Origin of the sequence: Mesorhizobium sp. B2-3-15 (assembly GCF_006442875.1) — a bacterium.
GTDB lineage: Bacteria > Pseudomonadota > Alphaproteobacteria > Rhizobiales > Rhizobiaceae > Mesorhizobium > Mesorhizobium australicum.
In genome coordinates, this window is record NZ_VFVO01000007.1 from 313705 (window position 1) to 337513 (window position 23809).

Genomic DNA, 23809 nt, shown 5'->3' on the forward strand with positions numbered 1-23809 from the left:
GCGAGACGTCGCCGCAACGGAGACAATGATGAGCGAACTGCCATTTGCCGCCACCACCCCGGTGAGCGTCGCCCGCGTCGGTTTGAAGGCGCGTGATGCCGAAAGTCTTGCCGCCTACTATCGTAAAGTCGTCGGACTGCAGGAATTGAGCCGTGCCGAAGGCGCGATCACGCTCGGCGCCGGCAGCCGTCCGCTGCTAGTGCTTGAGCCGGACAGCTCTGCCAAACCGGACGATCCGCGCAGCGCCGGCCTGTTCCATACGGCTTTCCTGCTGCCCAGCCGTGCCGATCTCGGACGCTGGATCAACCACGCCATCTCAGACAAGATCGCTATCGAGGGCGCTTCGGACCATCTGGTCAGCGAAGCGCTCTACCTGACCGATCCCGAGGGCAACGGCATCGAAATCTATGCCGACCGCCGCCCGCAGGATTGGAAATGGAACGGCGACAAGATCGCCATGGCGACCGAGCGGATGAACATTCCGTCTGTCGTTGCCGAAGTGCCGGCCGGCGATGCGGGATGGCAAGGCGCGCCGGAAAACAGCATTGTCGGCCATGTCCACCTGCGCGTCGGCAGACCGGAAGAGGCCGAAGCCTGGTGGAACCAGGAATTCGGCTTCGACACGGTCGCCAAATATGGCGGCCAGGCGGTGTTCCTGTCGTCGGGGCATTATCACCACCACATCGGCGCCAATGCCTGGCACAGCGCCGGCGCCGGCCGCCGCGACCCCTCCCGCTCGGGCCTTGCCTGGGTCGAGATGCGTTCGGACAATGCGAGCAGCGAAACGACCCGTGAGGATCCTTGGGGCACGGTGATCAGGACCGTGCCGGGTAAGGCTTGATTGGACGTCATCACGGCACCTTCTCCCCATAAACGGGGAGAAGGAAAGCTCATGCTCCTCCGAACACCCGCTTGAAGATCGTGTCGACGTGCTTGGTGTGGTAACCCAGGTCGAATTTCTCGCGGATTTGCGCCTCCGGCAGTGCGGCTGTCACTTCCTTGTCGGCCAGAAGTTCCTCAAGAAAATCAGCGCCTTGTTCCCACACCTTCATGGCATTGCGCTGCACCAGCCGGTAGGAATCCTCGCGTGACAGGCCGGCCTGCGTTAGCGCCAGCATGACGCGTTGCGAATGCACAAGGCCGCGAAACTTGTTCATGTTGTTCAGCATGTTGTCGGGATAGACGACCAGCTTGTCGACGACGCTGGTCAGGCGTGACAGCGCGAAATCGAGCGTCACGGTGGCGTCCGGGCCGATCATGCGCTCGACCGAGGAGTGCGAGATGTCGCGCTCATGCCAGAGCGCCACGTTCTCCATCGCCGGCAGCGCCATGGAACGCACCATGCGGGCAAGGCCGGTGAGGTTTTCGGTCAGCACCGGGTTGCGCTTGTGCGGCATCGCCGACGAGCCTTTCTGGCCCGGCGAAAAATACTCTTCCGCTTCCAGCACTTCGGTGCGCTGCAGATGCCGGACCTCGATCGCCAGCCGCTCGATCGAGGAGGCGATAACGCCGAGGGTCGCGAAGAACATGGCGTGGCGGTCGCGCGGAATCACCTGCGTCGACACCGGTTCCGGCTTCAGTCCGAGCTTTGCCGCCACATGTTCCTCGACATAGGGCTCGATGTTGGCGAAGGTGCCGACCGCGCCCGAAATCGCACAGGTGGCAATGTCTTCGCGCGCGTGCACCAGCCGCTCGCGGCAGCGCGAGAATTCGGCATAGGCCTGCGCCAGCTTGATGCCGAAGGTCGTCGGCTCGGCATGGATGCCGTGGCTGCGGCCGATGGTGACGGTGTCCTTGTGCTCGAACGCGCGGCGCTTGAGCGCTGCAAGCAACGTATCGATGTCGGCCAGCAGAATGTCGCTGGCGCGGGTGAGTTGCACCGCAAAGCAGGTGTCGAGCACGTCCGAAGACGTCATGCCCTGATGGATGAAGCGCGCATCGGGCCCGACGAATTCGGCAAGATGGGTAAGGAAGGCGATAACGTCATGCTTGGTGACGCGCTCGATCGCGTCGATCTTCTCGACGTTGAATTCGGCCGCGCTTCCCTTTTCCCAGATCGTTTTTGCCGCTTCCTTGGGGATGACCCCCAGTTCGGCCAGCGCGTCGCAGGCATGGGCCTCGATTTCGAACCAGATGCGAAACCGGGTTTCGGGCGACCAGATGGCGACCATTTCCGGCCGGGAATAGCGAGGGATCATCGGTCATTCCTGATGTGTCGGAGGGATTTGTCCGCGTCCTAACAGAGGCGGGCCAAATGCTCAACGCTGCTGCCGTGCAAACCAGAGGCTGACGGCGAACAAGGCGACGAAACCAAGCGGGAAATAGAGCCGGATGCCCAGCACCACGAACTGGTAGGACGCCACCGCCATCGTGAAGGCGAGCTGAAAGCCCCAGGTGAAGGTGAATACGGGCGCATGCCATTCGGCATAGTAGGAGCGGTATTGCAGGGCATACAGCAGGGCGGTGAGGCCGATCGTTGCGGCCGCAAGCCCTACGAATGTTGCCGCGAAGGCGACCTCCCGGCCCCTTTCGAGCGAAACCAGCCGTGCGGCAAAGAGGCCAACCGGAAAGGCCAGGGCGCCGCCGACGGCAAACAGCAGGGACACGGTGCGGATCTTGCCCGGCGTCACCCAATTGTCCAGCAACAGGTTGACGAGTGCGCTGGCGCCCATGGCGGCGGCCCACAGCAGCGCACCGAGAAGCGCTGCACGCAGTGTCGGCATGGCGCCGCGAAGGTGGTGCAGGGCGCGATTGCGCCTGACGGGTTGGACAAGCTCTGTCACAGGCGGCCGGTCACGGCGATCCAGCGAAAGTCCGGCCCTTCGAAGCCATACTGGCGCACCGCGATCAGCACCGCATAAGCGCTGAGGCTGTCCATCGAGAACGTCTGCACCGCGCCGATGCGGTAGCCGTTCGGGCAGCCCCGGCTCTTGGGGATCGCTTTGTCCTCGTGCAGCAATTTGGTGGTGCCGCCATCCCGCGCCTCGATACGCAGCAGCCGGAAGCCATTGATCTCGCCCTGGCTGGCGCAACTTTCGGTGTCATTCATGCCGATCTCGTCGAGCCGGAACTCGAGCGGCTGGTCGACAGGGGAAAAGATCGGTCGCGGATTGACCACTATGCGATGTGGATCGGCCGAAAGCTCGGTCACCGGGTTGGAGCCGGCGGTGATGCCGCGGTTGGCACTCAGCTCGGCCTGGCTGACAATGGCCTCGCCCTTTTGCCGGGCCTGAAGGCGGGCAGCGTCGAGCGTTGCCTTCTCGTCGTCGAGCCGGACCCTGACCGGCGTGCCCTTGAGAAAGCTGTCGTTGCTCGTGTCGATGTAATACCGGTTGGCATAGGGAAAGCCCGACCCGTCCTGGATGCCGTACTCCTCGAAGGCGAACACGCCGCCATCCCGGGTGAAGCCCAGGATTTCGAGCTCCGCGACATCGCCGGCCTGGGCAATCGACGCCGCGAACTGCGTGGCCAGGCAAACGGCAAACAGGAAAAGCGTCCGCATTGTCATCGCTCCTTCGGCCTGATCGCTTCAATCCCTAGCACGACGAGATCAAAACGTCGTGCGGACCAAGGCCGATGCATCCAAACCGCTCGTCATTTGTTATTGTCGGCAGTCCCAAGGGAAACCCACCCCAATGGAGAAGCTAACATGACCGACACCAGCAAAATTCGTGAGCACATGGACGTCGTCGGCGCCGACGGCGTGCATATCGGCACCGTCGACAAGGTCGATGGTCAGCGCATCAAGCTGACCAAGGCCGACAGTGGCGAGGGGGCTCACAAGGGCCATCACCACTATATTTCCCTGGCCCTGGTTGCCGAGGTCGATGGCAAGAAGGTGTGGCTGTCCGCGAATTCCGATGTCGCGGTGACGTTCGAGGAAGAAAAATCCGATCCGGTTTGATCGACGGCTTTAGCCAGCCTAGTGACGTGACGACCAGACGGGAAACAGGTCGTTGTCGGCTGGCGTCGCGGCAAACACGCCACGGCTGATGGCGCGCGCCATAGTGGCGCCGGCGGCGGCGTAGAGGTCGATTGCCGCGTCGGCGGTCAGTTCGACCCCGCTCTTGCCGGTGGCCAGCGCGAACACCAGGTCGCCGTCGGCCGGCGTATGGGTCGGCCAGATGGCGCGTACGAAGCCGTCATGCGCCGAAATCGCCAGGCGTTTGGCGGCGGCCTTGGTGAGAACCGCGTCCGTGGCAATGACCGCGATGGTCGTGTTGCCGCCGCTGTCCATCTGCCGTCCGTGATCCTTGTCCCGGTATTTCAGCAAAATCCGCTTCGCGTCCTCGGGCATGGGCGAGGGATAACCAAGCCCGCCGAATTCATCGCCGATTTCGAAGGGTGCCGCCCAGAAATGGCGGGTGCGGCCGACGGTCACCGAGCCGGTCGGGTTGACGGCGGCCAGCGCGCCGATGGTGATCCCATTGTCCAGCAGTGTCGAGGCCGAACCCAGGCCACCCTTCAGCCCCGATGTCAGGGCACCGGTCCCGGCGCCCGCCGTGCCAAATTGGAAATCGACAGCGGCAGCCTGCACCGACTCGTAGCCGAGGTCGCGATAAGGTGGATAGCGGTCCCAGTCCTTGTCGCCGCCATTGCGCAGGTCGAAGAGGATCGCCGCCGGGACGATTGGTACGCGGAAGCCGCCAACCTCGAAGCCGATGCCGCGTTCGCGCAGTGCGGCCTGCACGCCGGAGGCAGCATCGAGACCGAAAGCAGAACCGCCCGACAGCACCACGGCATGGATCGTCTCCACCAAATTATGCGGTTCCAGCAGATCCGTCTCGCGGGTGCCGGGCGCGCCGCCAAGAATCTGGACTCCCGCGACCGCCGGCTCGTCGCAAAGGACAGTCGTCACGCCGGACTTCAGCCTGGCGTCGGAAGCATTGCCAACGCGCAGGCCCATGACATCGGTGATGAGATTGCGTGGACCGGTGCGGAACATCAGTTGTTTTCCAAGGGCACGAAGCGGGTGCCGTCGAAGCGGAAGACACGGTAGAGGCTCTGGCTGAGGTCGCCCTTGTCGTCGAAGCGGACCGGTCCGATCGCCGTGGTGAAATCATGCCCGGTGAGTGCCTCGGCCAGCGCCCCGCCGGAGCCTGCTGCGTCCGACGAAGCCGCCTTGGCGATCTCGACCGCCGCATAAGCCGGCAGGGCGTAGCCGTCCGGCACGATCTTGTGCGCGGAAAAGTTTTCCAGCACTTTGGGATCCGCGACATCGGCCCATTCGGGTGGCGCGATCATCAGCGTGCCGGTCGCGTAAGGCACGTCGCCGGGCGGCGTGCGCAGGTTTTCGCCGCCGGCGAGGACGATGCCCGTCTGGAGCTGGGCGGCATCGCGTCCCATAATGGCGATGTCGTCGCCGTCGCCGCCGGCAAAGACATGCGTGGCGCCGGCCTTTTTCAGCCGTCCGACCAGGCCGATCTGGTTGTCGAGCTGCGGCCGGAACGTGTCGACGAAGACCGGTTTCAGTGCCGCCTGCTCGGCAGCAGCACGAAATGTCTCCGCCATCTCGCGGCCATAGATGGTGCCGTCGTCAATGATCGCGAATAGCTCGTTCTGCCATAGCCGGGTGAGGTTAGCGGCAACGGCGTTGCGCTCGTCGTCGCCGCGCGGGCCGAGGCGATAAACCGGCCAGCCGGTCTTGGCGCGGCGGTCGGTCAGGCTTTCGGTTCGCACACCAACGGTGATGACAGGAATATTGGCGTCCTTGAGGACAGGCATCGCCGCCTCGATCGCCTCCGTGCAGAGGAAGCCGATCACGACATTGACCTTGGCTGCCACGAATTCCCTGGCCGCCGCGGCTCCGCCATCGCCGGTGCAGGCGTCATCAACGGTCTTGAGTTGGATGCCGTCCACCTCTGCCGCGAGCCCGGCGCCAACCTCGATCTGCCTGCCGAGGATGGCCGATGGTCCCGACAGGGGTGCTGCGACACCAATCGTGAGCGTCTGTGCGCTGGCGGCGCCGGCCATGAACAGCCAGGCCAGCGCTGCGGTTATGGTTGCCCCGGATCGCATGCTGCCGAAGAATTCCTCCAAGCCCGCGACGTCGCGCAGGCGTCAAATTCCCGCCAAGACCTAAAGGCTGCCCGGCCTTGGTGCAACACGCGAATTCGGGATATGGGCCAAGCACTTCGCTTGTGGCATGTGATGTCTGGCCATATATGTCAGGTGAACAATGGCCATGGAATGTTCCAGTGCTGAAGAAGAACGATATTGGACCGCAGGCCTATCGCGACGCGATGAGTCATTTTGCCGGTCATGTCCATGTGGTGACCACCGACGGACCCGCCGGAAAGCGGGGGACGACGGTGATCGCGGCATGCTCTGTGTCGGATACGCCGCCGACCATCCTGGTCTGCCTCAATCGTGAAAATGCCAAGAATGAGCTGTTCGTGAAGAACGGCAAATTTGCCCTGAACACGCTGGCTTCGCACCAGGAGCCGCTGTCGATTGGATTTTCCGGCATGACTGGCCTGCCGGTCGAAGAGCGCTTCGCGCTCGGCGAATGGGATGTGATTTCCACCGGCGCGCCGACGCTGAAGGGCGCGCTCGCCGTGTTCGACTGCGAATTGATCGACACCAAGGACCTCGCCACCCATCGTGTGCTTTTTGGCAAGGTGACAGGTCTGCGTATGGGCGATAATTTGCGGCCGCTGATCTATCACGCCCGCGGCTACCACGTCCTGGAAAGTGGGGCCGCCGCACCCACGGAGAAGGAATGAGCGACTTGAACCCGCGCCCCGTGCCGCGGACGATCGACGAAACGCTCGATCTCCTGACCGGCGCGGACTATGTCGCGGACCGGTCGCTGGCAACGGTGCTTTTCCTGTCTCTGCGCATGAGACGGCCGCTTTTCCTCGAAGGCGAGGCCGGCGTCGGCAAGACCGAGATCGCCAAGGTGTTGGCCGAGGCGCTTGGCCGCCGGCTGATCCGCCTGCAGTGTTATGAGGGGCTCGACGTCTCCTCGGCCGTTTATGAGTGGAATTACGCCGCGCAGATGATCGAAATCCGCATGGAGGAGGCAGCCGGCAAGGTCGACCGCGCCGCCATGGAGCGTAACGTCTTCTCCGAAAAGTACCTGATCCGCCGGCCGGTGCTCGATGCGCTGACTGGCAAGACGGGCGCAGCCCCGGTTTTCCTGATCGACGAACTCGACCGCACCGACGAAGCCTTCGAAGCCTTCCTGCTCGAAATCCTCTCCGACTTCCAGGTGACTGTGCCTGAACTCGGCACGATCAAGGCGGAAGAGCCGCCGATCGTCATCATCACCACCAACCGCACCCGCGAAATCCACGATGCGCTGAAGCGGCGCTGCCTTTATCACTGGGTCGACTATCCCAGTGCCGAGCGCGAACTGGAGATCGTGCGCCGCAAGGTGCCTCGGGCCAACCAGCGGCTTTCGGCCGAAGTGGTGTCATTCATCCAGAAGCTGCGCCAGATCGAGCTGTTCAAGGTGCCGGGCGTCGCCGAAACCATCGACTGGGCCGGCGCGCTGACCGAACTCGACAAGGTGGCGCTCGATCCGGAGACCGTGTCCGACACGATCGGGGTGCTGCTGAAATACCAGGACGACATTGCCCGCATGGGCGCGGGCGAGGGCCGGCGCATCCTCGACGAGGTCAAGACCGAGCTCGCGGCGGCGGAGTAGGGTGGTGAAGGCGTCCCGACCCGACCCTGGAGAGGCGACGGCGGACGGCCGGATCGCAGACAACATAGTCTATTTCGCCCGCACCTTGCGCAAGGCCGGCATGCGGGTCGGGCCCGCTTCGGTCAAGGACGCGATCGAGGCGGTGCTCGTCGCCGGCATCGGCTCGCGTGATGACTTTTACTGGACCCTGCACGCCGTTCTGGTCTCGCGGCATGAGGATCATGCCACCTTCGACGAAGCTTTCCGACTGTTCTGGAAATCGCGCGAATTGATCGAGAAGCTGCTGGCGATGTTTTCGCCGGTGGCGCCTGACATCAGGCAGAAGCAGAAACCGCGCGCGGCTGAAAATCGCGTCAGCCAGGCGATGTTCGAGGGTCATCAGAAAAACCAGACGCCTCAGGAAATCCCTGAGATCGAGGTCGACGCCCGCTTCACCTTTTCCGGCAACGAGCTGTTGCGGGGCAAGGATTTCGCGCAGATGAACGCAGTCGAGATGGCTGACGCCAGGAAGGCGATCGCGGCGTTGCGGCTGCCTGTCGACATGGTGCGGACCAGACGCTTCAAGGCCGATGCGCATGGCCGCCGCATCGATCCACGCGCCATGATGCGCTCGGCGGCGCGTACCGGCGGTGAATTGATCCTGCCGAAATTCCGCTCGGTCCGCGAAGTCCATCCGCCCCTGGTGGTGCTGGCCGATATTTCCGGTTCGATGAGCCAATACACGCGCATCTTCCTGCATTTCCTGCATGCGCTGACGGAAAAGCGCCGGCGCGTGCACACTTTCGTCTTCGGCACGCGGCTGACCAACCTGACCCGGCAGATGCGCCACCGCGATCCCGATGCCGCCCTTGCCGATTGCTCGGCGGCGGTCAAGGACTGGTCGGGTGGCACGCGCATCGGCGATACGCTAGCCGAGTTCAACCTTGTATGGTCGCGACGTGTGCTGGGACAGGGCGCGGTGGTGCTTCTGATCACCGACGGGCTGGAGCGCGACGATATAGGGGGCTTGGCGGAAGAAATGGAACGGCTGCACAAATCCTGCCGGCGGCTGATCTGGCTCAATCCGTTGTTGCGCTTCGATGGTTTTCAGGCGCGCGCCCGCGGCGTCAAGGCGATGCTGCCGCATGTCGACGAATTCCGCTCGGTGCACAATCTCGACGCGCTCGCCGATCTCTGCACCTCGCTGGACAAGAAATCGGTCCTTTCCGTCGATCCACGGCGGTGGATGGATGCTGGCGCAAGGCGCGCCGCATAGCCATATATTTTCCGGCTTTTGGAAAAACAGACCCTGAGAGAAGCAACGATGAGTGACAGTCTTTATCTCGATGAGGCCCGCGACCCGCTGATCATCGCGGAAGCCTGGATGAAGGACGGCAAGGATGTCGCTGTCGCGACCGTGGTCGAGACCTGGGGTTCGGCGCCGCGCCCGGTCGGCAGCCACCTTGTCATCGATGCCGATGGCAATTTCCACGGCTCAGTTTCGGGCGGTTGCGTCGAGGGCGCTGTCGTGACCGAGGCGGTCGACGTCATCGGCTCCGGCAAAGCCAGGATGCTGGAGTTCGGTGTTGCCGATGAGACCGCCTGGCAAGTCGGCCTGTCCTGCGGCGGCCGCATCAAGGTTTATGTTGAGCGATTGGGCTGACCTCCGATGGATCCTTATGCGCTGAAGACGCTCAATGCCGAGCGGCGCGCCCGCCGCGCGGCGATCCTCGTCACCGATCTCGGTGATGGTCGCGACCGTATCGTGCGGGAGGGCGATCAGGTCGCCGGCGATCTCGGAGCGGCGATCGCCAAGGCGTTTCGATCCGGCAATTCGGGGTCCGTCGAGGCGGAAGGGCGGACCTTCTTCCTCAATGCGCATCTGCCGCGGCCGCGCCTGGTGGTGATCGGCGCCGTGCATATCAGTCAGGCGCTCGCGCCGATGGCCCGGATATCAGGTTATCCCTTGGAGATCATCGATCCGCGCACCGCCTTTGCCACATCGGACCGCTTTCCCGATGTCGCCTTGCATGCCGACTGGCCGCAGGACGTGCTGGAACGCCAGCCGCTTGACGCTTACACCGCGCTCGCCGCCGTTACCCATGACCCGAAGATCGACGATTTCGCGCTGAAGGCGGCACTCGACGCCAACTGTTTCTATGTCGGAGCGCTCGGCAGCCAAAAGACGCATGCCAGGCGCGTCGAGCGCCTGCTGGCGCTGGGCGCGAGTGCGGACCAGATCGCGCGTATCCACGCGCCGATCGGGCTGGACATCGGGGCGGCAAGCCCCGCCGAGATCGCCGTCGCCATTCTCGCGCAGACCATTCTTGCCTTCCGCTCACGCGGCCTCGATGCGAAGGGCGCGGCGGCGTGAAATTCGGTCCGATCCCGATCGACGCGGCCGAAGGGGCGGTGCTGGCGCATGCGACCGCGGCCGGCGAAAAGCGATTTCGCAAGGCGCACAGGCTGAGCGCCGAAGATGTCTCCACGCTCAAGGGGGCAGGTGTTTCGCAGGTCGTTGCGGCCGTGCTGGCGCCGGACGATCTCGGCGAGGACGCCGCGGCGCAAAAAATTGCCGAAAGCATGACCCTAGGCGGCATCGAGGCGAAGCCCGCCGCTACCGGCCGGGTCAATCTCCACGCCAAGGCGGCTGGCATCTTCACCGTCAATGCCGCTGTCATCGATGCCATCAATGCGGTCGATCCCGCTATCACCATCGCCACGCTTGGCCAGCACGCGCCGGTCGAAAAGGGCCAGATGGTCGCGACGGTGAAGATCATCCCCTTTGCGGTCTCTTCCTCGTTGGTGGCCGCCGTGACGGAAATCTGTGCCAGCGGCGAAATTTTTGCCGTCAACGCCTATCGGCCGATGCGTGTCGGCGTCGTCCAGACGGTGCTGCCGGGCACCAAACCAACCGTGCTCGACAAGACGCTACGCGTCACCGAAGCCCGGCTGGCGCGCTCCGGCGGCAGGCTGACGGCGGAGCGCCGTACGCCGCATGAGATCGCCCCTGTCGCCGAGGCTGCCATCGCGCTTGCGCGCGACAACGACATGGTGGTGATCTTCGGGGCTTCCGCGATGAGCGATTTCGCCGACGTCGTTCCGGCGGCGATCGAGAGGGCGGGCGGTACCGTCATCCGCGCGGGCATGCCGGTCGATCCCGGCAATCTGCTGGTGCTCGGCACACTCGGCGGCAAGCGCATCATCGGCGCGCCTGGCTGCGCCCGCAGCCCCAAGGAGAACGGCTTCGACTGGGTGCTCGACCGATTGATTGCCGGCCTGGACGTCACCGCGCGCGACATCGCCAGCATGGGCGTCGGCGGCCTGCTGATGGAGATACCGACGCGGCCGCAGCCGCGCGAGCCGCTGCCGGCCAAAAGTCGGCTCAAGGTCGGGATCGTGCTTCTGGCGGCCGGCCGGTCGAGCCGCATGGGCGGGCCGAACAAGCTGATGGCGCTGTTCGACGGCCAGCCACTGGTGCGCCGCACCGCCGAACGCGCGCTCGCCTCGAAGGCTTCGGGCACGATCGTCGTCACCGGTCATCAGCGCGAGCGGGTGCGCGCGGCATTGTCGGGCCTCGACGTCACCTTCGCCGACAATCCCGATTTTGCCAATGGTCTGTCGACCTCGCTTAAGGCCGGCACTGCCTATCTGCCCGAAGACGCCGCTGGTGCGATGATCGTTCTGGGGGACATGCCGGGTGTCGCATCCGACGATCTCGACAGGCTTATCGATGCCTTCCGCAGGGCCGGCGGCAACTCGGTGGTCCGTGCCACGCACCAAGGCAAACGCGGCAACCCGGTGCTTTTGCCGCGCTCGTTATTCGCGGCAATCGCCCATCTCGAAGGCGACACCGGCGCTCGCCATCTGGTCGAGGCCGAAGGGCTCGATGTCATCGATGTCGAGATCGGCGAAGGCGCGTCCGTCGATGTCGACACCCGAGAGGCACTGGAAGGCGCTGGCGGCGTGCTGCAGGATTGACAAACAGAGGCGGCATTAGCATGCCTGCGGTATGGCTATTCGTACCGTCGCGTGCCGCGCTTTCGTCACGGCAATGCTTTTCTTGTTTTCCTCGGCCGCCAGTGCCGACACATTGTCCCTGAAACCCTTCAAGGACGATCTCTTCGCCTATCCGGCGACGCTGTCATCCGACAGCAATGGCGCCTACACGGTCCTCGACTACCGCGAGATGCGCGACATCAACCAGCGCGACGAGGTGCCGGAAAAGCGCGTGCATGCCCAGTACACCGACACCGGCGTACGCAAGGTGCAGCAGGATCTGATGCTGAAGACCGACGCCGGCGATGTCAGGCATGTCGCCGTCGGCAAGACGCAAGGAGCCGCCATCATCGTGCTTTACCTGCATGGGCAGGGCGGCAGCCGCAAGCAAGGCGTCGACGACTTCACCTTCGGCGGCAATTTCAACCGGCTGAAGAACCTGATGGCCGGCAATGGCGGGCTCTATATTTCTCCGGATTTTCCTGATTTCGGCGACAAGGGCGCGGCACTGGTCGCTGCCCTGATCGACCATTATGCCGAACAGTCTCCGGGCGCGAAAATCTTCGTCGCCTGCGGCTCGATGGGCGGCGCGCTGTGCTGGAAACTTGCCGCACGCAAGGATACCGGTGGCCGCGTGAATGGACTGCTGCTGCTCGGATCGCTGTGGGACGAGGGCTTTCTCGGCAGTCCCGCCTTCAAGCGTCGTGTGCCAGTGTTCTTCGGCCAGGGCAGCCACGACGTGGTTTTTCCGGTGGCTAACCAGGAAGCGTTCTTCCGCTCCATCCTTGCCAAATCAAAAAACTATCCGACCCGCTTCGTCCGCTTCGAGACCGGCACGCACGGCACGCCGATCCGCATGGTAGACTGGCGCGGCACGCTCGACTGGATGCTGTCGAAGGCACCATAAGCCTGACGCGCTAGAGGATCTAAGGCGCGGTGTTGTAGTCGACGATCGTCTGCGGGTTCTCCTCGCCGTCATAGGACGCGTCGACGTCATACTGGACCAGCGAGAAATCGCCGTTGCGGAACAGATATGTCCCGGCATCCGAAGCATCGCCGACGCCGCGCCATTTGTTGAACGTGGTGATGGTGTGAGCGTTCTGGTCATAGTCGGAATTGACCGCCCACCCTGTGGTCCGGAAGCCGATCACCGTTACACTCAACAGCTTGCCGTCGCTGTCGTTGTTCTCGTAGCGTATATCGGTCTCCGGCTCGGCGAACTGCAATTGCCTGACACCGTCCACCTCGTCGGTCATGTAATAGACCGAGCTTTCATTGTAGGCGGCGGCCGAGCAGGAGAAGTGGAACAGCCGGGTCTCCTTGTCAGGATCGTTCGGCTGAGCATTCCTGTCCTTGTATTTGATCGAAAAGACCTCCGGCTCATTGGCCAGGCGGTCCTTGTCGCATTGGTCGCCATAGGTCGCCAGGAAGGCCTTCTTGGCCTGTTCCAGTGCGGTGTCCTTTTTCGGCGGCGGCGGGCCGTCGCCGCAGCTTGGCGGCAACGCCTCGTCGAAGTCAGCGGTGGAGGGCTTCAGCGCTCCCTTGTCGATGAAGATAGGCTGGAACGGCGGCGCCTGGATCTGGGCGTTGACCTGGCGCAGCGTATAGCAGCCGGCGAAAACCTTCGCCTCGCCCTTCTTGTCGGTTGCCTGGATGGCGACCGGGACGTTGTAATAGATGCTGCCCGCCGCGCCCTCGTCCGAAATCGGACCGGTCTTGACCTCCACCTTGTCGGTGCCGTCATAGCCTTTGGCGAATGTGTCGAAATCCTTTGCCGGCTTTGTATCACCGAAGTAGCCCCAGGCGCGGGCGAATTCATGCCGGTTGATGGCGCTGTAGAGTGAATGCACGACCGCATCCGCGCTCGACCGATCATCGACGTAAGGCGCTTCGGGCGTATCGGCTGCGGCCAATGCCGCGTGGCCTGTCGTGGCAAGGGAGAGAAGGGCAGTCGCTGCGAAAAGGGCGCGTCTCATCGGGAATCTCCGCTCGATAACGAAGATTCTACCACGGCGATTGCGGCGACGTGGTGACGCCATGCGCCCGCGGCTTGAAGAATCGCGCCTGAGAGCGCTACGTCCTCCCGCCGGCGTTCCTGCCGGACAGGAGATCCGACGTGACGATATCGATGTATGAGGCATCCGTGCCCGTGTTTTCAGCCAGGCTGAAAGCACTTTCCAGTGTGCTGGCTGCAGCCGAACAGAATGCGCTTGACCGCAAGATCGACCCGCAGGTGTTTTTGACGGCGCGGCTGGCGCCCGACATGTTCGCACTTGCCAGGCAGGTGCAGATCGCAACCGACCATGCCAAGGGCGCGCCTTCACGGCTGGCCGGCCGCGAAGTGCCTAAATATGAAGACAATGAAGCAAGCTTCGCCGATCTCGAAGCGAGGCTCGCCAAGACGGTCGCCTACCTGGCGACTTTTTCCGCAGCCGATATCGACGGGTCGGATGATAGGATGATCGAACTGAAGCTGGGGGGCCGGGAAACGACGCTGAGCGGCATGCAATATCTGCTGCATGTGGCCATGCCCAATTTCTATTTCCACCTGACCACCGCCTACGACATCCTGCGCCACAATGGCGTGCCGCTGGGCAAGGCGACATTCCTCGGATCGCGTTGAGATCAGACTTTGAGATGTCCCGGGTCGATCCGGGACATCTCGCAACCTGCTTAGCGGATGGACATTTCGCGGGCGATGCGCGGGAAATCGGCGGGCTTGATGCCGATATCGGCGCGCTCGGCATTGCTCATCGAATAAAGGAGCGCGAGCGCCGCGCGATATCTCAGATGTTCCTGCGGGCGCGGCCGGGCGAACATTTCCGTGAAGAAACCCATGATTCAGGCTCCTGGTTGGTCCTCCACATCAGGTAATATAGGTGAATCGTGAAGATTGTGCAGTGCAGCATTTGCATGCCTGCCATGTCCGGATGTTTTTTGTAAAATTTTTTTGCAGCAAGGTGAAACTCTTGCGCCGCGCCGAACGTAGGCTTCGAAGCTGGTACATGGCCAGTTTTCCTCGCCATTCCTGGCGAATTTCCGGACTGCATGAACATGCGGTCCGGCTTTTGCCGGCGCCTCCGCCAACGATCCCCTGAAGGGAAATTAGTTAAGACCGGCGGCATTTATTTTTAACGAGCTGGTTCTATGGTCTGAAACTCGAACTGTCGGGCATGGGGGAGGCTGATATCGCTACCGGCGCCAAGCGGGATTTTGCGTCACTACTCGACGACCTCTTCGTTGCCACCGACAAGGGCAACGGCGGTGAGGGCGTAGAGACCGGCGCGCGCCCATCCATCCCGTTCGACTATCTCTCGGTCGCCGATGAACTCCATTCCGGCCGCATCAAGGTATCCGCCGCGGAATATCGCGAGGCCGGCGCTGATCTGGCCAGCGAGTTTGCCGCCGTGCTTGAACAGGCAAGGCTGGCGCTGGCTGGCGAAGAGCCGAAGCCGGAAGAAACATTGCCGCCAATCGATCCTGAATCGATTGCGGTCGAACTGGGACTGGAGCAGTCCAAGAGCGCCGCCGACTTCGGCCGCATGCGCCGCAGCTTTGCTTTCGCCAACCATCCCGATCGCGTCGCCCCGCATTTGCGCCAGCGCGCCATGATCCGCATGCAGGTGGCCAACATGCTGATCGACGAGGCCAAGCGCCGCGCCGTGGCCGCCGCACGACGCTAACCCCGCTCTGCTCACGCAAAAGTCGGCCTGGCAAGGCTTGGAGAGCGCTTCCGCTTTTCCTATAAGATGCGAACTCCTCCCCGCGCAGCCGCGCATACATGCCCTCCGGAGCAGAATTCCATGCACAAACGCCGTCTCGGTCGGACCGATCTTCTTGTTACCCAGATCTGCCTTGGTTCGATGACCTGGGGCCAGCAGAACACCGAGGCCGAGGGCCATGCCCAGATGGACCTGGCCTTCTCGCGCGGCGTCAATTTCATCGACACCGCCGAACTCTATCCGATCCCGCCCAAGGCGGAGACGCAAGGACGGACCGAGAAGATCATCGGCAGTTGGATGAAGGCCAAGGGCAACCGCGACAAGGTGATCCTGGCCTCCAAGGTCGTCGGTCGCACGGCCAACAGCTGGTTTCGCGGCGACCGGCCCTCGCAATTGGTGCGGGCCGATATCTTCGATGCCATAGACAAGTCGCTGGCCAAGCTTGGCACGGATTATCTCGACCTTTATCAGATCCACTGGCCAGAGCGGGACATCCCCTGGGGCGCCAACCCGACGCGCGTCGGCGCCGTGGCGCGGCGTGCCGATTCTGTCGGCGCACCGGTCGGTGAAACGCCGATCGCCGAGACGCTCGCGGTGTTCGATGACCTGGTGAAGGCAGGAAAAGTCCGCCACTTCGGTCTCTCCAACGAGAGTTCCTGGGGCGTGATGCGCTTCCTTGCAGAGGCCGACAAAGGGATCGGTCCGCGCGCCGCCTCGATCCAGAACGCCTACAATCTCGTCAACCGTACTTTTGAGGTGAACCTCGCCGAGGTCTGCGAGCGCGAAGGGGTGTCGCTGCTTGCCTATTCGCCGCTGGCCCAGGGTTATCTGACCGGCAAATACGATCATGGCGCCCGCCCGCAGGGCTCGCGCTCGCAGCTGTTCAACCGCGGCCAGCGTTACGAGACGCCCAATGCCGCCGAAGCGCAGCTCGAATACAATGAACTGGCACGCTCTTTCGGCCTGGAGCCGGCGCTGTTTGCCAATGCCTATGTCTCAAGCCGGCCCTTCGTGACCTCCAGCATCATCGGCGCGACAACCATTTCCCAACTGGAGATGGCGCTGTCTTCGGTGGATGTCGTCTGGACTGAAGAAATGCAGAAGGCGGTGGATGCGGTTCACCAGCGGGTCGGCAATCCTTGCCCGTGACCGAGCCCGGAATTGTCGTGTAGCAGCAAAGGGATGGAGACCATGGTGGATTTTTCGATCGAGGCCGTGCGTGGAAAATTCCCCGCTCTCTCGCTGACCGACAAGGGCCGGCGGCGCATCTATCTCGACAATCCTGCCGGCACGCAGGTGCCGCAGGCCGTGGCCGACGCGGTGTCGCGCTGCCTGCTTACGACCAACGCCAATCTCGGCGGTTATTTTGAAACGACGATCGCGGCACAGCAGGTCGTTGACGATGCGCATCTGGCGATGGCCGACTTCCTCGGCGCGGCGAGCCCGCACGAGATTGTCATCGGCGCCAACATGACGACGCTGACCTATCACATGTCACGCACGCTCGGCCGCACGATGAAATCAGGTGACGAGATCATTCTCACCCGCATGGATCATGAGGGCAATGTGTCGCCCTGGCTGCAACTGGCCGAGGACCTCGGTCTCGTCGTGCGCTGGTTGCCGTTCGACGAAAGGACCTGGCAGATCGAGGAGGCGACACTCACCGGTCTGCTGTCCGGGAAGACAAGGCTGGTGGCGTTGAACTACGCCAGCAATCTCACCGGCTCGATCAACCGGGTCAGGTCCTTGACCCAACTTGCAAAACGGGCCGGCGCGCTGGTTTATGTCGATGCGGTGCAATTCGCACCGCATGGGCTGATCGATGTGCAGGAGCTCGGCTGCGATTTCCTGATCTGCTCGGCCTATAAATTCTTCGGCCCGCATATGGGTATCTTGTGGGGCCGGCGCGACGTCATCGACGGTCTGCAAGCCTATAAGTGCCGTTGCTCCTCGAACGGCTTGCCCGAGCGGTTCGAACTCGGCACGCCGCAGATCGAACTGATGGCCGGCTTGACCGCCGCGGTCGACTATTTCGCCGAGCTCGGCGCGGCGGCAGGTGAGGGTGGTTCAAGAAGGCAGAAGATCGCCAAGGCGTTCCAGGTCTCCATTGCCCATGAAAACCCGCTGGCGCAAAGGCTGATCGATGGCTTGTCCGACATTTCCGGGCTGACGGTCCGAGGCATCACCGATCCGAAACGGCTCGGCGATCGTGTGCCGACCGTCTCCTTCACCGTCGATGGCATTGTCCCAGAAACGATCGTGCGGCAGATGAACGCCGAGAACATCTTCGTGTGGTCGGGCCACAACTATGCCTGGGAGATCGTCCATCAGCTCGGCATTCCGGCCGACCAAGGCGTCGTGCGCATCGGCATCGCGCAGTACAACACCGCGTCCGAAATCGACGAGACACTGGAGAGCGTGCACCGGGTGATTGCCATGCTCAGGCAGCAACGCTCCTGACTTGGGCTTGAACTCTCACCGCGCCTTGCCGCCAAAGCCGGTGAGGAAGGCGGTGAGATTGTCGCCGAGTTCGTCGCAGAGATAGCCGCCTTCCTGGACGATGACCGCCGGCAGGCCGAGCCCGGCGATGGCCTCGCCGATGCGCGAGAAGCCCGGCGTCGTCACCGAAAGCCCGCCGAACGGATCGCCCTCGAACGCGTCGAGGCCGAGCGCCACGACCAGCACATCGGGGGAGAAGGCGCGGATACGCTGGAACGCCACGCCGAGCGCTTCCAGAAACGCCGCATCCGCGGATTTGCGCGGCAGCGGCAGGTTGAAGTTATAGCCGAGCCCGGGACCTTCACCGCGCTCGTCGGCATGGCCCCAGAAGAACGGGTAGAACCGCACCGGATCGGCGTGCAGCGACACCATCAGCACGTCAGGTCGCGCATAGAAAATGCCTTGCGCCCCGTTGCCGTGATGCAGGTCGACATCGAGGATCGCCACGCGGGCCGCCTGCCTGCGCAGCACTTGCGCCGCCACGGCTGAGTTGTTGATGAAGCAGAAGCCGCCGGCGACATCGGCGAAGGCGTGGTGGCCGGGCGGGCGGCAGAGCGCATAGGCGGCCGACGCTCCGGCCATGACGGTTTCGGCGGCCTCGACCGCGCTCCAGGCGCTCCACAGCGCGCTCTGCCATGTCTCGCCCGAGATCGGGCAGGCGGTGTCGGCCATGTGGTAGCCGGCTTGGCCCACTGCTGAGGCCGGATAGGAGCCGTTGCGGGCGATCGGGTGGATGTTGGGAATGACCTCGGCCGACGCCCCTTCGATCCGCTGCCAGCGTTCGAAAATATGTTCGAGGAAGTCGAGATACTCGGGTGTGTGCACCGCCGAGATCGGACCGAGGCCGTGATCGCGCGGTCGCTCGATCGTGCAACCAGCGGATTTTGCGCCGGCTAACAATCTTTCGACGCGCTCCGGCTGTTCAGGGTTGGGCTGCGCCGCGCCACTGGAAAGAAAGGCCCTGGGATCGTGGCGCTTCTGCTCCTGCGCATAGAAGGCCTTCATTGCTGCTCCCCATTTTCCGGCGCGTCGGCGAAGGCGAAAAAGGCCTCACCGATGATTTTCTGCGTCTGCTCGTAGCTCGACCAGGCAATGCCCAGCCGTTCGTAAAAGGACTTGGCACCCTCATTGTCGGTGTCGACCGACAGCCTCAGATACACGCCGCCCTCTTTGCGGCACTCGGCAGCCACGCGTCGCAGCAGGCGTTCGCCGATCTTGCGGCCGCGAAACCGGTCCTCGACATAGAGGTCCTGCACATAGACGCCAGGCCGTCCCATCCAGGTCGAGAAGATCGGGAAATGCAGGCACAGCCCGGCGAATTCGCCGTCGACTTCTGCGATCAGGGTCGAGAAGGCGGGTTTTTCGCCAAAGCCCCAGCTTCTGAGATCGTCCGCTGTCGAGATGATTTCCTCGGGCGCCCCGATATGAGTGCCAAGCTTCAGGATCGCCGCGTGAATGGTTTCGACGTCATCGATGGTGCCGGGGCGAAGGATAATCGCACGCGTGACAGGTACAGTGGCAGGACCGGGCGCTGTCATCTCGTCAAAAAGCCACCCTGTCGCCGCCCTTGAGCGCCAGCATGTCGCGCGCTTCGGCCGGCGTGGCGACCTCCAGCGACAGTCCATCGAGAATGCCACGGATGCGCCGCACCTGGTCGGCGTTGGACTTCGCCAGCTGGCGGCCATCATAGAGGCTGTCCTCAAGTCCGACCCGCACATTGCCGCCCATGGCTGCGGCGATCGAGATCAGCGGCATCTGGTTGCGGCCGGCGGCCAGCACCGAAAACTGGTAGCTGTCGCCGAACAATTTGTCGGCGATGCGCTTCATATGGATGAGGTTGTCCGGGTCGGCGCCGATGCCGCCCAGGATGCCCAGCACGAATTGGATGAACAGCGGCCCCGAAACCAGCCCCCGGTCGCGGAAATGCGCCAGCGAATAGAGGTGGCCGACATCGTAGCACTCGAACTCGAAGCGGGTGCCGCAGCCCTTGCCCAGCCGCTCGATCACGCCTTCCATGTCGGCGAAGGTGTTCTTGAAGATAGTGTCGCGGGTGGCCTCGAGCAGCTTCGGTTCCCACTCGTGCAGCCATTCCCTTGGCTTGTCGAGCATAGGGAACAGCGCGAAATTCATCGAGCCCATATTGAGCGAGCACATTTCGGGCTGGGCCCGAAGCGGCGCCGCCAGCCGCTGGTCCAGCGTCATCAGCGAGGAGCCGCCTGTCGTGATGTTGATCACCGCATCGGTCGTCTGCTTGATGCGCGGCAGGAACTGCATGAACACTTCGGGATCGGCGGTCGGGCGGCCATCTTTGGGATCGCGGGCGTGCAGATGCAGGATCGAGGCGCCGGCCTCGGCCGCGGCGATAGCGTCCGCGGCGATCTGGTCCGGCGTCACCGGCAGATAGGGCGACATCGACGGCGTGTGTACCGAGCCTGTAACGGCGCAGGTGATGATGACTTTTCGCGGCGCCATCTCCGCTACCCCCGGCCTTCGACCGGCAGGTCGAATTCGCCCGCCAGAACCTCAAGCGAGTCGCCGATGATGGAGATGATCTCGCCGACCTGCTCGCCGGTGACGATCATCGGCGGCGCGACCATGAAATTGTCGCCGTCGACGCCACCCTTGACCCTGCGGCCATAAATGATCAGCCCGCGGTCATAGGCGAGATCGAGCAGGCGCTGCGTGGCTTTTTTGCTCTGCTCGATCGGTTTCAGCGTATCGGGATCGGCGACCATTTCGGCGCCCGTAAGCAGCCCTTTGCCACGCACATCGGCAATGAACGGGAACCGCTTCGCAAGCGCCTTCAATCCGTCCATCAGCACGTCGCCCATGGCAGCCGCATTGGCAATCAGGTCGAGCCGGTCCATTTCGCCCAGCACTGCAAGCCCGGCGGCGCAGGCGAGCGGATTGCCGGCATAGGTGTGGCCATGCTGGAAGCCGCCGGAAGCGAGCAGCGGCTGGACCAGTCGCATCGGTGCGGCCAGCGCGCCGAGCGGCGCATAGCCCGAGCCGAGCCCCTTCGACAGCGCGACGATATCAGGCTTGCAGTTCCAGTGGTCGCCGCCGAGGAATTTGCCGGTGCGGCCGGCACCGCTCATCACCTCGTCGTGGATGAGCAGGATGCCGTGGCGATCGCAGATTTCGCGGATGCGCGCATAATAGCTGTCGGGTGCCACCAGGGCCGCGGTTGCAGCACCCCCGATCGGCTCCATGATGAAGGCGACGACGCTCTCGGGACCTTCGGCGAGGATCTTCTCCTCCAGCATGTCGGCGTAGCGGACGCCACGCTGCTCCATCGAGAGATTGTCGCGGTCGCGCCAGGCGGTCGGTGCCGGCACGGTCGGCATCACCCGCATCATCGGCGTAAAAGTTTCGGCCAACGCGTCGTCGCCGGTGATCGAAAGCGAACCGAGCGTGCCGCCGTGGTAGGAAGGAAACCGCGTGATCACCTTCCAGCGGCTGGCCTGGCCGGTGGCCACAGCCCATTGCCGCGCCAGCTTGATGCAGGATTCCGTCGCTTCCGAGCCGCCGGACACGAAAAAGATGCGGTCCATGCCTTCCGGCAACTTTCCAGCCAGTTCGCGCGCCAGTTCTTCCGCCGGCTCGTTCTCGAAATGCAGCCGGTAGGCGAAGGTGGCGCGGTCCATTTGCCGCTTCATCGCATCGAGCACATTGCGGTTGGAGTGGCCGATATTGGCGACCATCGGGCCGCTCGATCCGTCGATGAAACGGCGACCGTCCTGCGTCCACATGTAAATGCCTTCGGTGCGGTCGATCAGCGGCCGGCGCAGGCTGGAGAGGTAGAACAAATGCGATTGGCGCCGGGCATCAGTGTCTTGAACGGCGGTCTGGGCTTTCGACATGTCAGGACTTTCCGAGATAGCGGTCGAGGACATTCTGGGTGACCCGTTCGACCATCGGGTCTTGTCTTAGCAGGCCGGCGACCCATTCGCAGCTTCCGGCATGGAACACCTCGCCCTTGCCGCGCGGGAAGTTGACGATCATGCCATTGCCGCGTTTGACCTTTTCGAGATTGGCGTCGCTTGCCTCGCCAAACAAGGTCTCGGCGGTGAAGCGGCCATCCTCGTCGGTTAGGAACTGGTCCTCGATCGGAATGTCGGCGCTTTCCTCGACCTGGCTGGCCATGCCGACGGCCAGCACTTGCAGGCCGTCCGGCGCGCCGCTGTCCGGCGTGGGGTAGGGCAGCCCGCCGCGGATCTCGAAATCGAGCCCGTCGACCTCATAGCCATAGACATGGCTGTCGGCGCCGAGCAGGTCGCCATAGTAGACGCCGGTGCCGGTAAAGGCCCAGTGCTCCGGCCGATAGACCGGAAAGCCGCGTACGCCGCGTGGCGCGCAGCCACCCCAGCCGGCATAGACGCCCCGTGTTGCATTAAGTCCGAAGGTCGCCGAACCCGGCCGGCCGATCTCGGGCGCCTCCCAGGAGTTGGTGGCGCGGGTCACGTCGCCGCCGCGATAGACAGGGTCCTCGGCGCGGGCCCGGTATTTGTAGCAGACCTGCCGGTGGCCTTCATCCTCCAGCCGTGTCTGCCACATGAAATTGCCGGCGAATCGCGCCGCATGGCCGCCGCGTTCGACATAGAAGTCGACCGCGTCGCGCATGTCCCAAGTCCAATATTCGTCATGGCCGACGAAGACCGCGCAGTCGTACCCGTCGAGAATCTCGGGCGAGAAGTGGAGGTCATGCTGACTGGCGAGGTCGACGCCGTAGCCTGATCGTTCGGCGAAGCGAAAAAAATGGCTGTCATAGCTGGCCCAGCCCGACGAGGCGTATTTCTTCGAATGGCCGGTGGCGAGCGCCCATTCCATGTGCGGATAGCGCGGCACGGTCTTCGGCGGCACCGCGACCTCCAACGGCACGCGCGGTGCGTCCCGGGGCAGCACGACGAAGCCGCGACACCAGGGGCGCTGCGTCGACACGATGGGCGAGTACTGGTCGCGGTTGGGCCCGGTGATGCCCTGATAATGGTTGGAGCCGCCCCAGGTGTTGTAGGCAAGCCAGGTGCCCGTCGCCGCCACCTGCAGCACACGGCCAGGTTTCTTGCCAGGCTGGGGAGAGACGATGAAAATGTGGTGACTTTGGATCGGCTTGCCGTCGCGTCCGTCGGCGGTCAGCGTTATCAGGTAGGCGCCGGAGGGCCAGTCGCTCTCCACGCGAAATTCGAAGGAGGCTTCCCAGCCGCAGCCTTCGATCGAGCACTGCTCCGGACTGTCCTGCCAATGCGCCGCAATGCCCGATTTCTCGAATACTCTCGTTTCGGTGCCGCCGTCGCGGATGATCCTTATGCCGAAGGACGGAGCGGTCGAGCTGACGTGCAGCGTAACTGTCTCACCGGCGCGATAGGAAAACCGGTCGCCGTAGCACCAGATTTCGCCGCGCTCGCCATCCATGCCTGGCCACTCGTAATAGTGGCCGCGCACCGCGTGGCGGCGCTGCTCGGCTGTCAGCCCGAAATCGGGGAATTCGGTCGGCAGATTGATCATGAAGCCCTGGCCCATCTGAGGCGCCATTTCGGCGATCCGCCCGCCAGGCGTCAAATGGAAACGATCATGCCAGCATTCGTTAGCCGCGCCCTTGGCCGCCTTCGCCAAACCGACTATCTCAGTAAGACGGCGGCAGTTCCGCCATGGGGACAGGGCATGCTCAGGGTTCAACAGGTCAAGGTCGACGACATCTACGTGCCCACGGCGCGGAAGAAGACGCTGCACCCCGAGACCGTCCGGCATCTGGCCGAGGACATACTCGAGAACGGCATGAAGACGCCGATCCAGGTCCGCCACGATGGCAAGCGGCACATACTTGTCGAAGGCCTGCACCGGCTCGAAGCCGCCAAATGGCTGGGCGAGACCGTAATCGACGCCTACCTGGTGCAAGCCAAGCGGCACTGACACGTGCTCCGCTCACGGTTTTCAACCTGCGTTTCCAGAATTTTTCGCG

26 protein-coding genes are annotated in these 23809 nt (G+C 63.5%); 14 read left to right on the forward strand and 12 right to left on the reverse strand.

Features of this window, described 5'->3' with window-relative positions; all coding sequences use genetic code 11:
• The first annotated feature begins 28 nt into the window (after positions 1-28).
• Positions 29-841: a VOC family protein gene (locus tag FJ954_RS16870; RefSeq protein ID WP_140662034.1), complete on the forward strand. Its 813-nt coding sequence runs from the start codon at positions 29-31 to the stop codon at positions 839-841.
• 49 nt (positions 842-890) lie between these two features.
• On the opposite strand, the gene purB is transcribed toward FJ954_RS16870, so the two are convergent.
• The 3 genes from purB to FJ954_RS16885 are packed head-to-tail and all read right to left on the reverse strand — an operon-like array spanning position 891 to position 3502.
• The gene (gene purB / locus FJ954_RS16875) at positions 891-2198 is read right to left on the reverse strand and encodes an adenylosuccinate lyase (protein ID WP_140662035.1); all 1308 of its coding nucleotides are present in this window, start codon (positions 2196-2198) and stop codon (positions 891-893) included.
• Between the two features lie 60 nt (positions 2199-2258).
• The gene (locus FJ954_RS16880) at positions 2259-2723 is read right to left on the reverse strand and encodes a hypothetical protein (RefSeq protein ID WP_140662036.1); all 465 of its coding nucleotides are present in this window, start codon (positions 2721-2723) and stop codon (positions 2259-2261) included.
• Positions 2724-2779: 56 nt separating this feature from the next.
• Complete coding sequence (locus FJ954_RS16885; protein ID WP_015318127.1) at positions 2780-3502, reverse strand: DUF2259 domain-containing protein; 723 nt, start codon at positions 3500-3502, stop codon at positions 2780-2782.
• Positions 3503-3649: 147 nt separating this feature from the next.
• Here FJ954_RS16885 and FJ954_RS16890 point away from each other — a divergent pair, with 147 nt between their 5' ends.
• Positions 3650-3904 carry a DUF2171 domain-containing protein gene (locus tag FJ954_RS16890; protein ID WP_015318126.1) on the forward strand — a complete coding sequence of 85 codons (255 nt, stop codon included), beginning with the start codon at positions 3650-3652 and terminating at the stop codon, positions 3902-3904.
• An 18-nt stretch (positions 3905-3922) separates the two neighbouring features.
• Here FJ954_RS16890 and FJ954_RS16895 read toward each other — a convergent pair whose 3' ends face one another.
• Positions 3923-4945, reverse strand: a complete 1023-nt coding sequence (locus FJ954_RS16895) for a P1 family peptidase (RefSeq protein ID WP_140662037.1) — start codon at positions 4943-4945, stop codon at positions 3923-3925.
• Positions 4945-6018: an ABC transporter substrate-binding protein gene (locus FJ954_RS16900; protein WP_140662038.1), complete on the reverse strand. Its 1074-nt coding sequence runs from the start codon at positions 6016-6018 to the stop codon at positions 4945-4947. Before FJ954_RS16900 ends, FJ954_RS16895 begins: the two co-directional genes overlap by 1 nt.
• 179 nt (positions 6019-6197) lie before the next feature.
• On the opposite strand from FJ954_RS16900, the gene FJ954_RS16905 reads away from it, so the two are divergent.
• The 7 genes from FJ954_RS16905 to FJ954_RS16935 are packed head-to-tail and all read left to right on the forward strand — an operon-like array spanning position 6198 to position 12536.
• Positions 6198-6725: a flavin reductase gene (locus tag FJ954_RS16905; RefSeq protein ID WP_140662039.1), complete on the forward strand. Its 528-nt coding sequence runs from the start codon at positions 6198-6200 to the stop codon at positions 6723-6725.
• Positions 6722-7651, forward strand: coding sequence for a MoxR family ATPase (locus FJ954_RS16910; RefSeq protein WP_140662040.1), 930 nt, complete (start codon positions 6722-6724; stop codon positions 7649-7651). Before FJ954_RS16905 ends, FJ954_RS16910 begins: the two co-directional genes overlap by 4 nt.
• Before the next feature lie 4 nt (positions 7652-7655).
• Positions 7656-8906 (forward strand): VWA domain-containing protein, encoded by a 1251-nt coding sequence (locus FJ954_RS16915; protein WP_140662041.1) that lies wholly within the window; start codon positions 7656-7658, stop codon positions 8904-8906.
• 48 nt (positions 8907-8954) lie between these two features.
• On the forward strand, positions 8955-9293 hold the full coding sequence (locus FJ954_RS16920) for an XdhC family protein (RefSeq protein ID WP_015318120.1): 339 nt from the start codon (positions 8955-8957) through the stop codon (positions 9291-9293).
• 6 nt (positions 9294-9299) lie between these two features.
• The gene (locus FJ954_RS16925; RefSeq protein ID WP_140662042.1) at positions 9300-10004 is read left to right on the forward strand and encodes an XdhC family protein; all 705 of its coding nucleotides are present in this window, start codon (positions 9300-9302) and stop codon (positions 10002-10004) included.
• A complete protein-coding gene (locus tag FJ954_RS16930; protein ID WP_140662043.1) occupies positions 10001-11611 on the forward strand; it encodes a molybdopterin-binding/glycosyltransferase family 2 protein in 1611 nt (536 codons plus the stop codon). The genes FJ954_RS16925 and FJ954_RS16930 overlap by 4 nt, the downstream gene beginning before the upstream one ends.
• Before the next feature lie 31 nt (positions 11612-11642).
• A complete protein-coding gene (locus tag FJ954_RS16935; protein WP_181173053.1) occupies positions 11643-12536 on the forward strand; it encodes an alpha/beta fold hydrolase in 894 nt (297 codons plus the stop codon).
• Between the two features lie 19 nt (positions 12537-12555).
• On the opposite strand, the gene FJ954_RS16940 is transcribed toward FJ954_RS16935, so the two are convergent.
• A complete protein-coding gene (locus tag FJ954_RS16940) occupies positions 12556-13605 on the reverse strand; it encodes a DUF1176 domain-containing protein (protein ID WP_140662044.1) in 1050 nt (349 codons plus the stop codon).
• A 140-nt stretch (positions 13606-13745) separates the two neighbouring features.
• Here FJ954_RS16940 and FJ954_RS16945 point away from each other — a divergent pair, with 140 nt between their 5' ends.
• Complete coding sequence (locus FJ954_RS16945) at positions 13746-14252, forward strand: DUF1993 family protein (protein WP_015318115.1); 507 nt, start codon at positions 13746-13748, stop codon at positions 14250-14252.
• A 50-nt stretch (positions 14253-14302) separates the two neighbouring features.
• Here the strand turns inward: FJ954_RS16945 and FJ954_RS16950 are convergent, their stop codons facing one another.
• Positions 14303-14467 (reverse strand): hypothetical protein, encoded by a 165-nt coding sequence (locus tag FJ954_RS16950; RefSeq protein WP_015318114.1) that lies wholly within the window; start codon positions 14465-14467, stop codon positions 14303-14305.
• A 335-nt stretch (positions 14468-14802) separates the two neighbouring features.
• Here FJ954_RS16950 and FJ954_RS16955 point away from each other — a divergent pair, with 335 nt between their 5' ends.
• From FJ954_RS16955 to FJ954_RS16965, 3 genes are all read left to right on the forward strand, one after another.
• On the forward strand, positions 14803-15312 hold the full coding sequence (locus FJ954_RS16955; protein ID WP_015318113.1) for a hypothetical protein: 510 nt from the start codon (positions 14803-14805) through the stop codon (positions 15310-15312).
• Between the two features lie 120 nt (positions 15313-15432).
• On the forward strand, positions 15433-16500 hold the full coding sequence (locus tag FJ954_RS16960; RefSeq protein WP_140662045.1) for an aldo/keto reductase: 1068 nt from the start codon (positions 15433-15435) through the stop codon (positions 16498-16500).
• Positions 16501-16542: 42 nt separating this feature from the next.
• Positions 16543-17811, forward strand: a complete 1269-nt coding sequence (locus FJ954_RS16965; protein ID WP_181177831.1) for a cysteine desulfurase-like protein — start codon at positions 16543-16545, stop codon at positions 17809-17811.
• Positions 17812-17826: 15 nt separating this feature from the next.
• Here the strand turns inward: FJ954_RS16965 and FJ954_RS16970 are convergent, their stop codons facing one another.
• From FJ954_RS16970 to FJ954_RS16990, 5 genes are read right to left on the reverse strand one after another with little or no spacing between them, the layout of a single operon-like run.
• On the reverse strand, positions 17827-18855 hold the full coding sequence (locus FJ954_RS16970) for a histone deacetylase family protein (RefSeq protein WP_140662046.1): 1029 nt from the start codon (positions 18853-18855) through the stop codon (positions 17827-17829).
• Complete coding sequence (locus tag FJ954_RS16975) at positions 18852-19388, reverse strand: GNAT family N-acetyltransferase (protein WP_140662047.1); 537 nt, start codon at positions 19386-19388, stop codon at positions 18852-18854. Before FJ954_RS16975 ends, FJ954_RS16970 begins: the two co-directional genes overlap by 4 nt.
• Positions 19389-19392: 4 nt before the next feature.
• Positions 19393-20322: a 3-keto-5-aminohexanoate cleavage protein gene (locus FJ954_RS16980; RefSeq protein WP_140662048.1), complete on the reverse strand. Its 930-nt coding sequence runs from the start codon at positions 20320-20322 to the stop codon at positions 19393-19395.
• Between the two features lie 5 nt (positions 20323-20327).
• Positions 20328-21713 carry an aspartate aminotransferase family protein gene (locus FJ954_RS16985; protein ID WP_140662049.1) on the reverse strand — a complete coding sequence of 462 codons (1386 nt, stop codon included), beginning with the start codon at positions 21711-21713 and terminating at the stop codon, positions 20328-20330.
• 1 nt (position 21714) lies between these two features.
• Positions 21715-23355 (reverse strand): N,N-dimethylformamidase beta subunit family domain-containing protein, encoded by a 1641-nt coding sequence (locus FJ954_RS16990; protein ID WP_181177837.1) that lies wholly within the window; start codon positions 23353-23355, stop codon positions 21715-21717.
• A gap of 156 nt (positions 23356-23511) precedes the next feature.
• Here FJ954_RS16990 and FJ954_RS16995 point away from each other — a divergent pair, with 156 nt between their 5' ends.
• On the forward strand, positions 23512-23760 hold the full coding sequence (locus tag FJ954_RS16995; protein ID WP_140617245.1) for a ParB N-terminal domain-containing protein: 249 nt from the start codon (positions 23512-23514) through the stop codon (positions 23758-23760).
• The last annotated feature ends 49 nt before the right edge of the window (positions 23761-23809 follow it).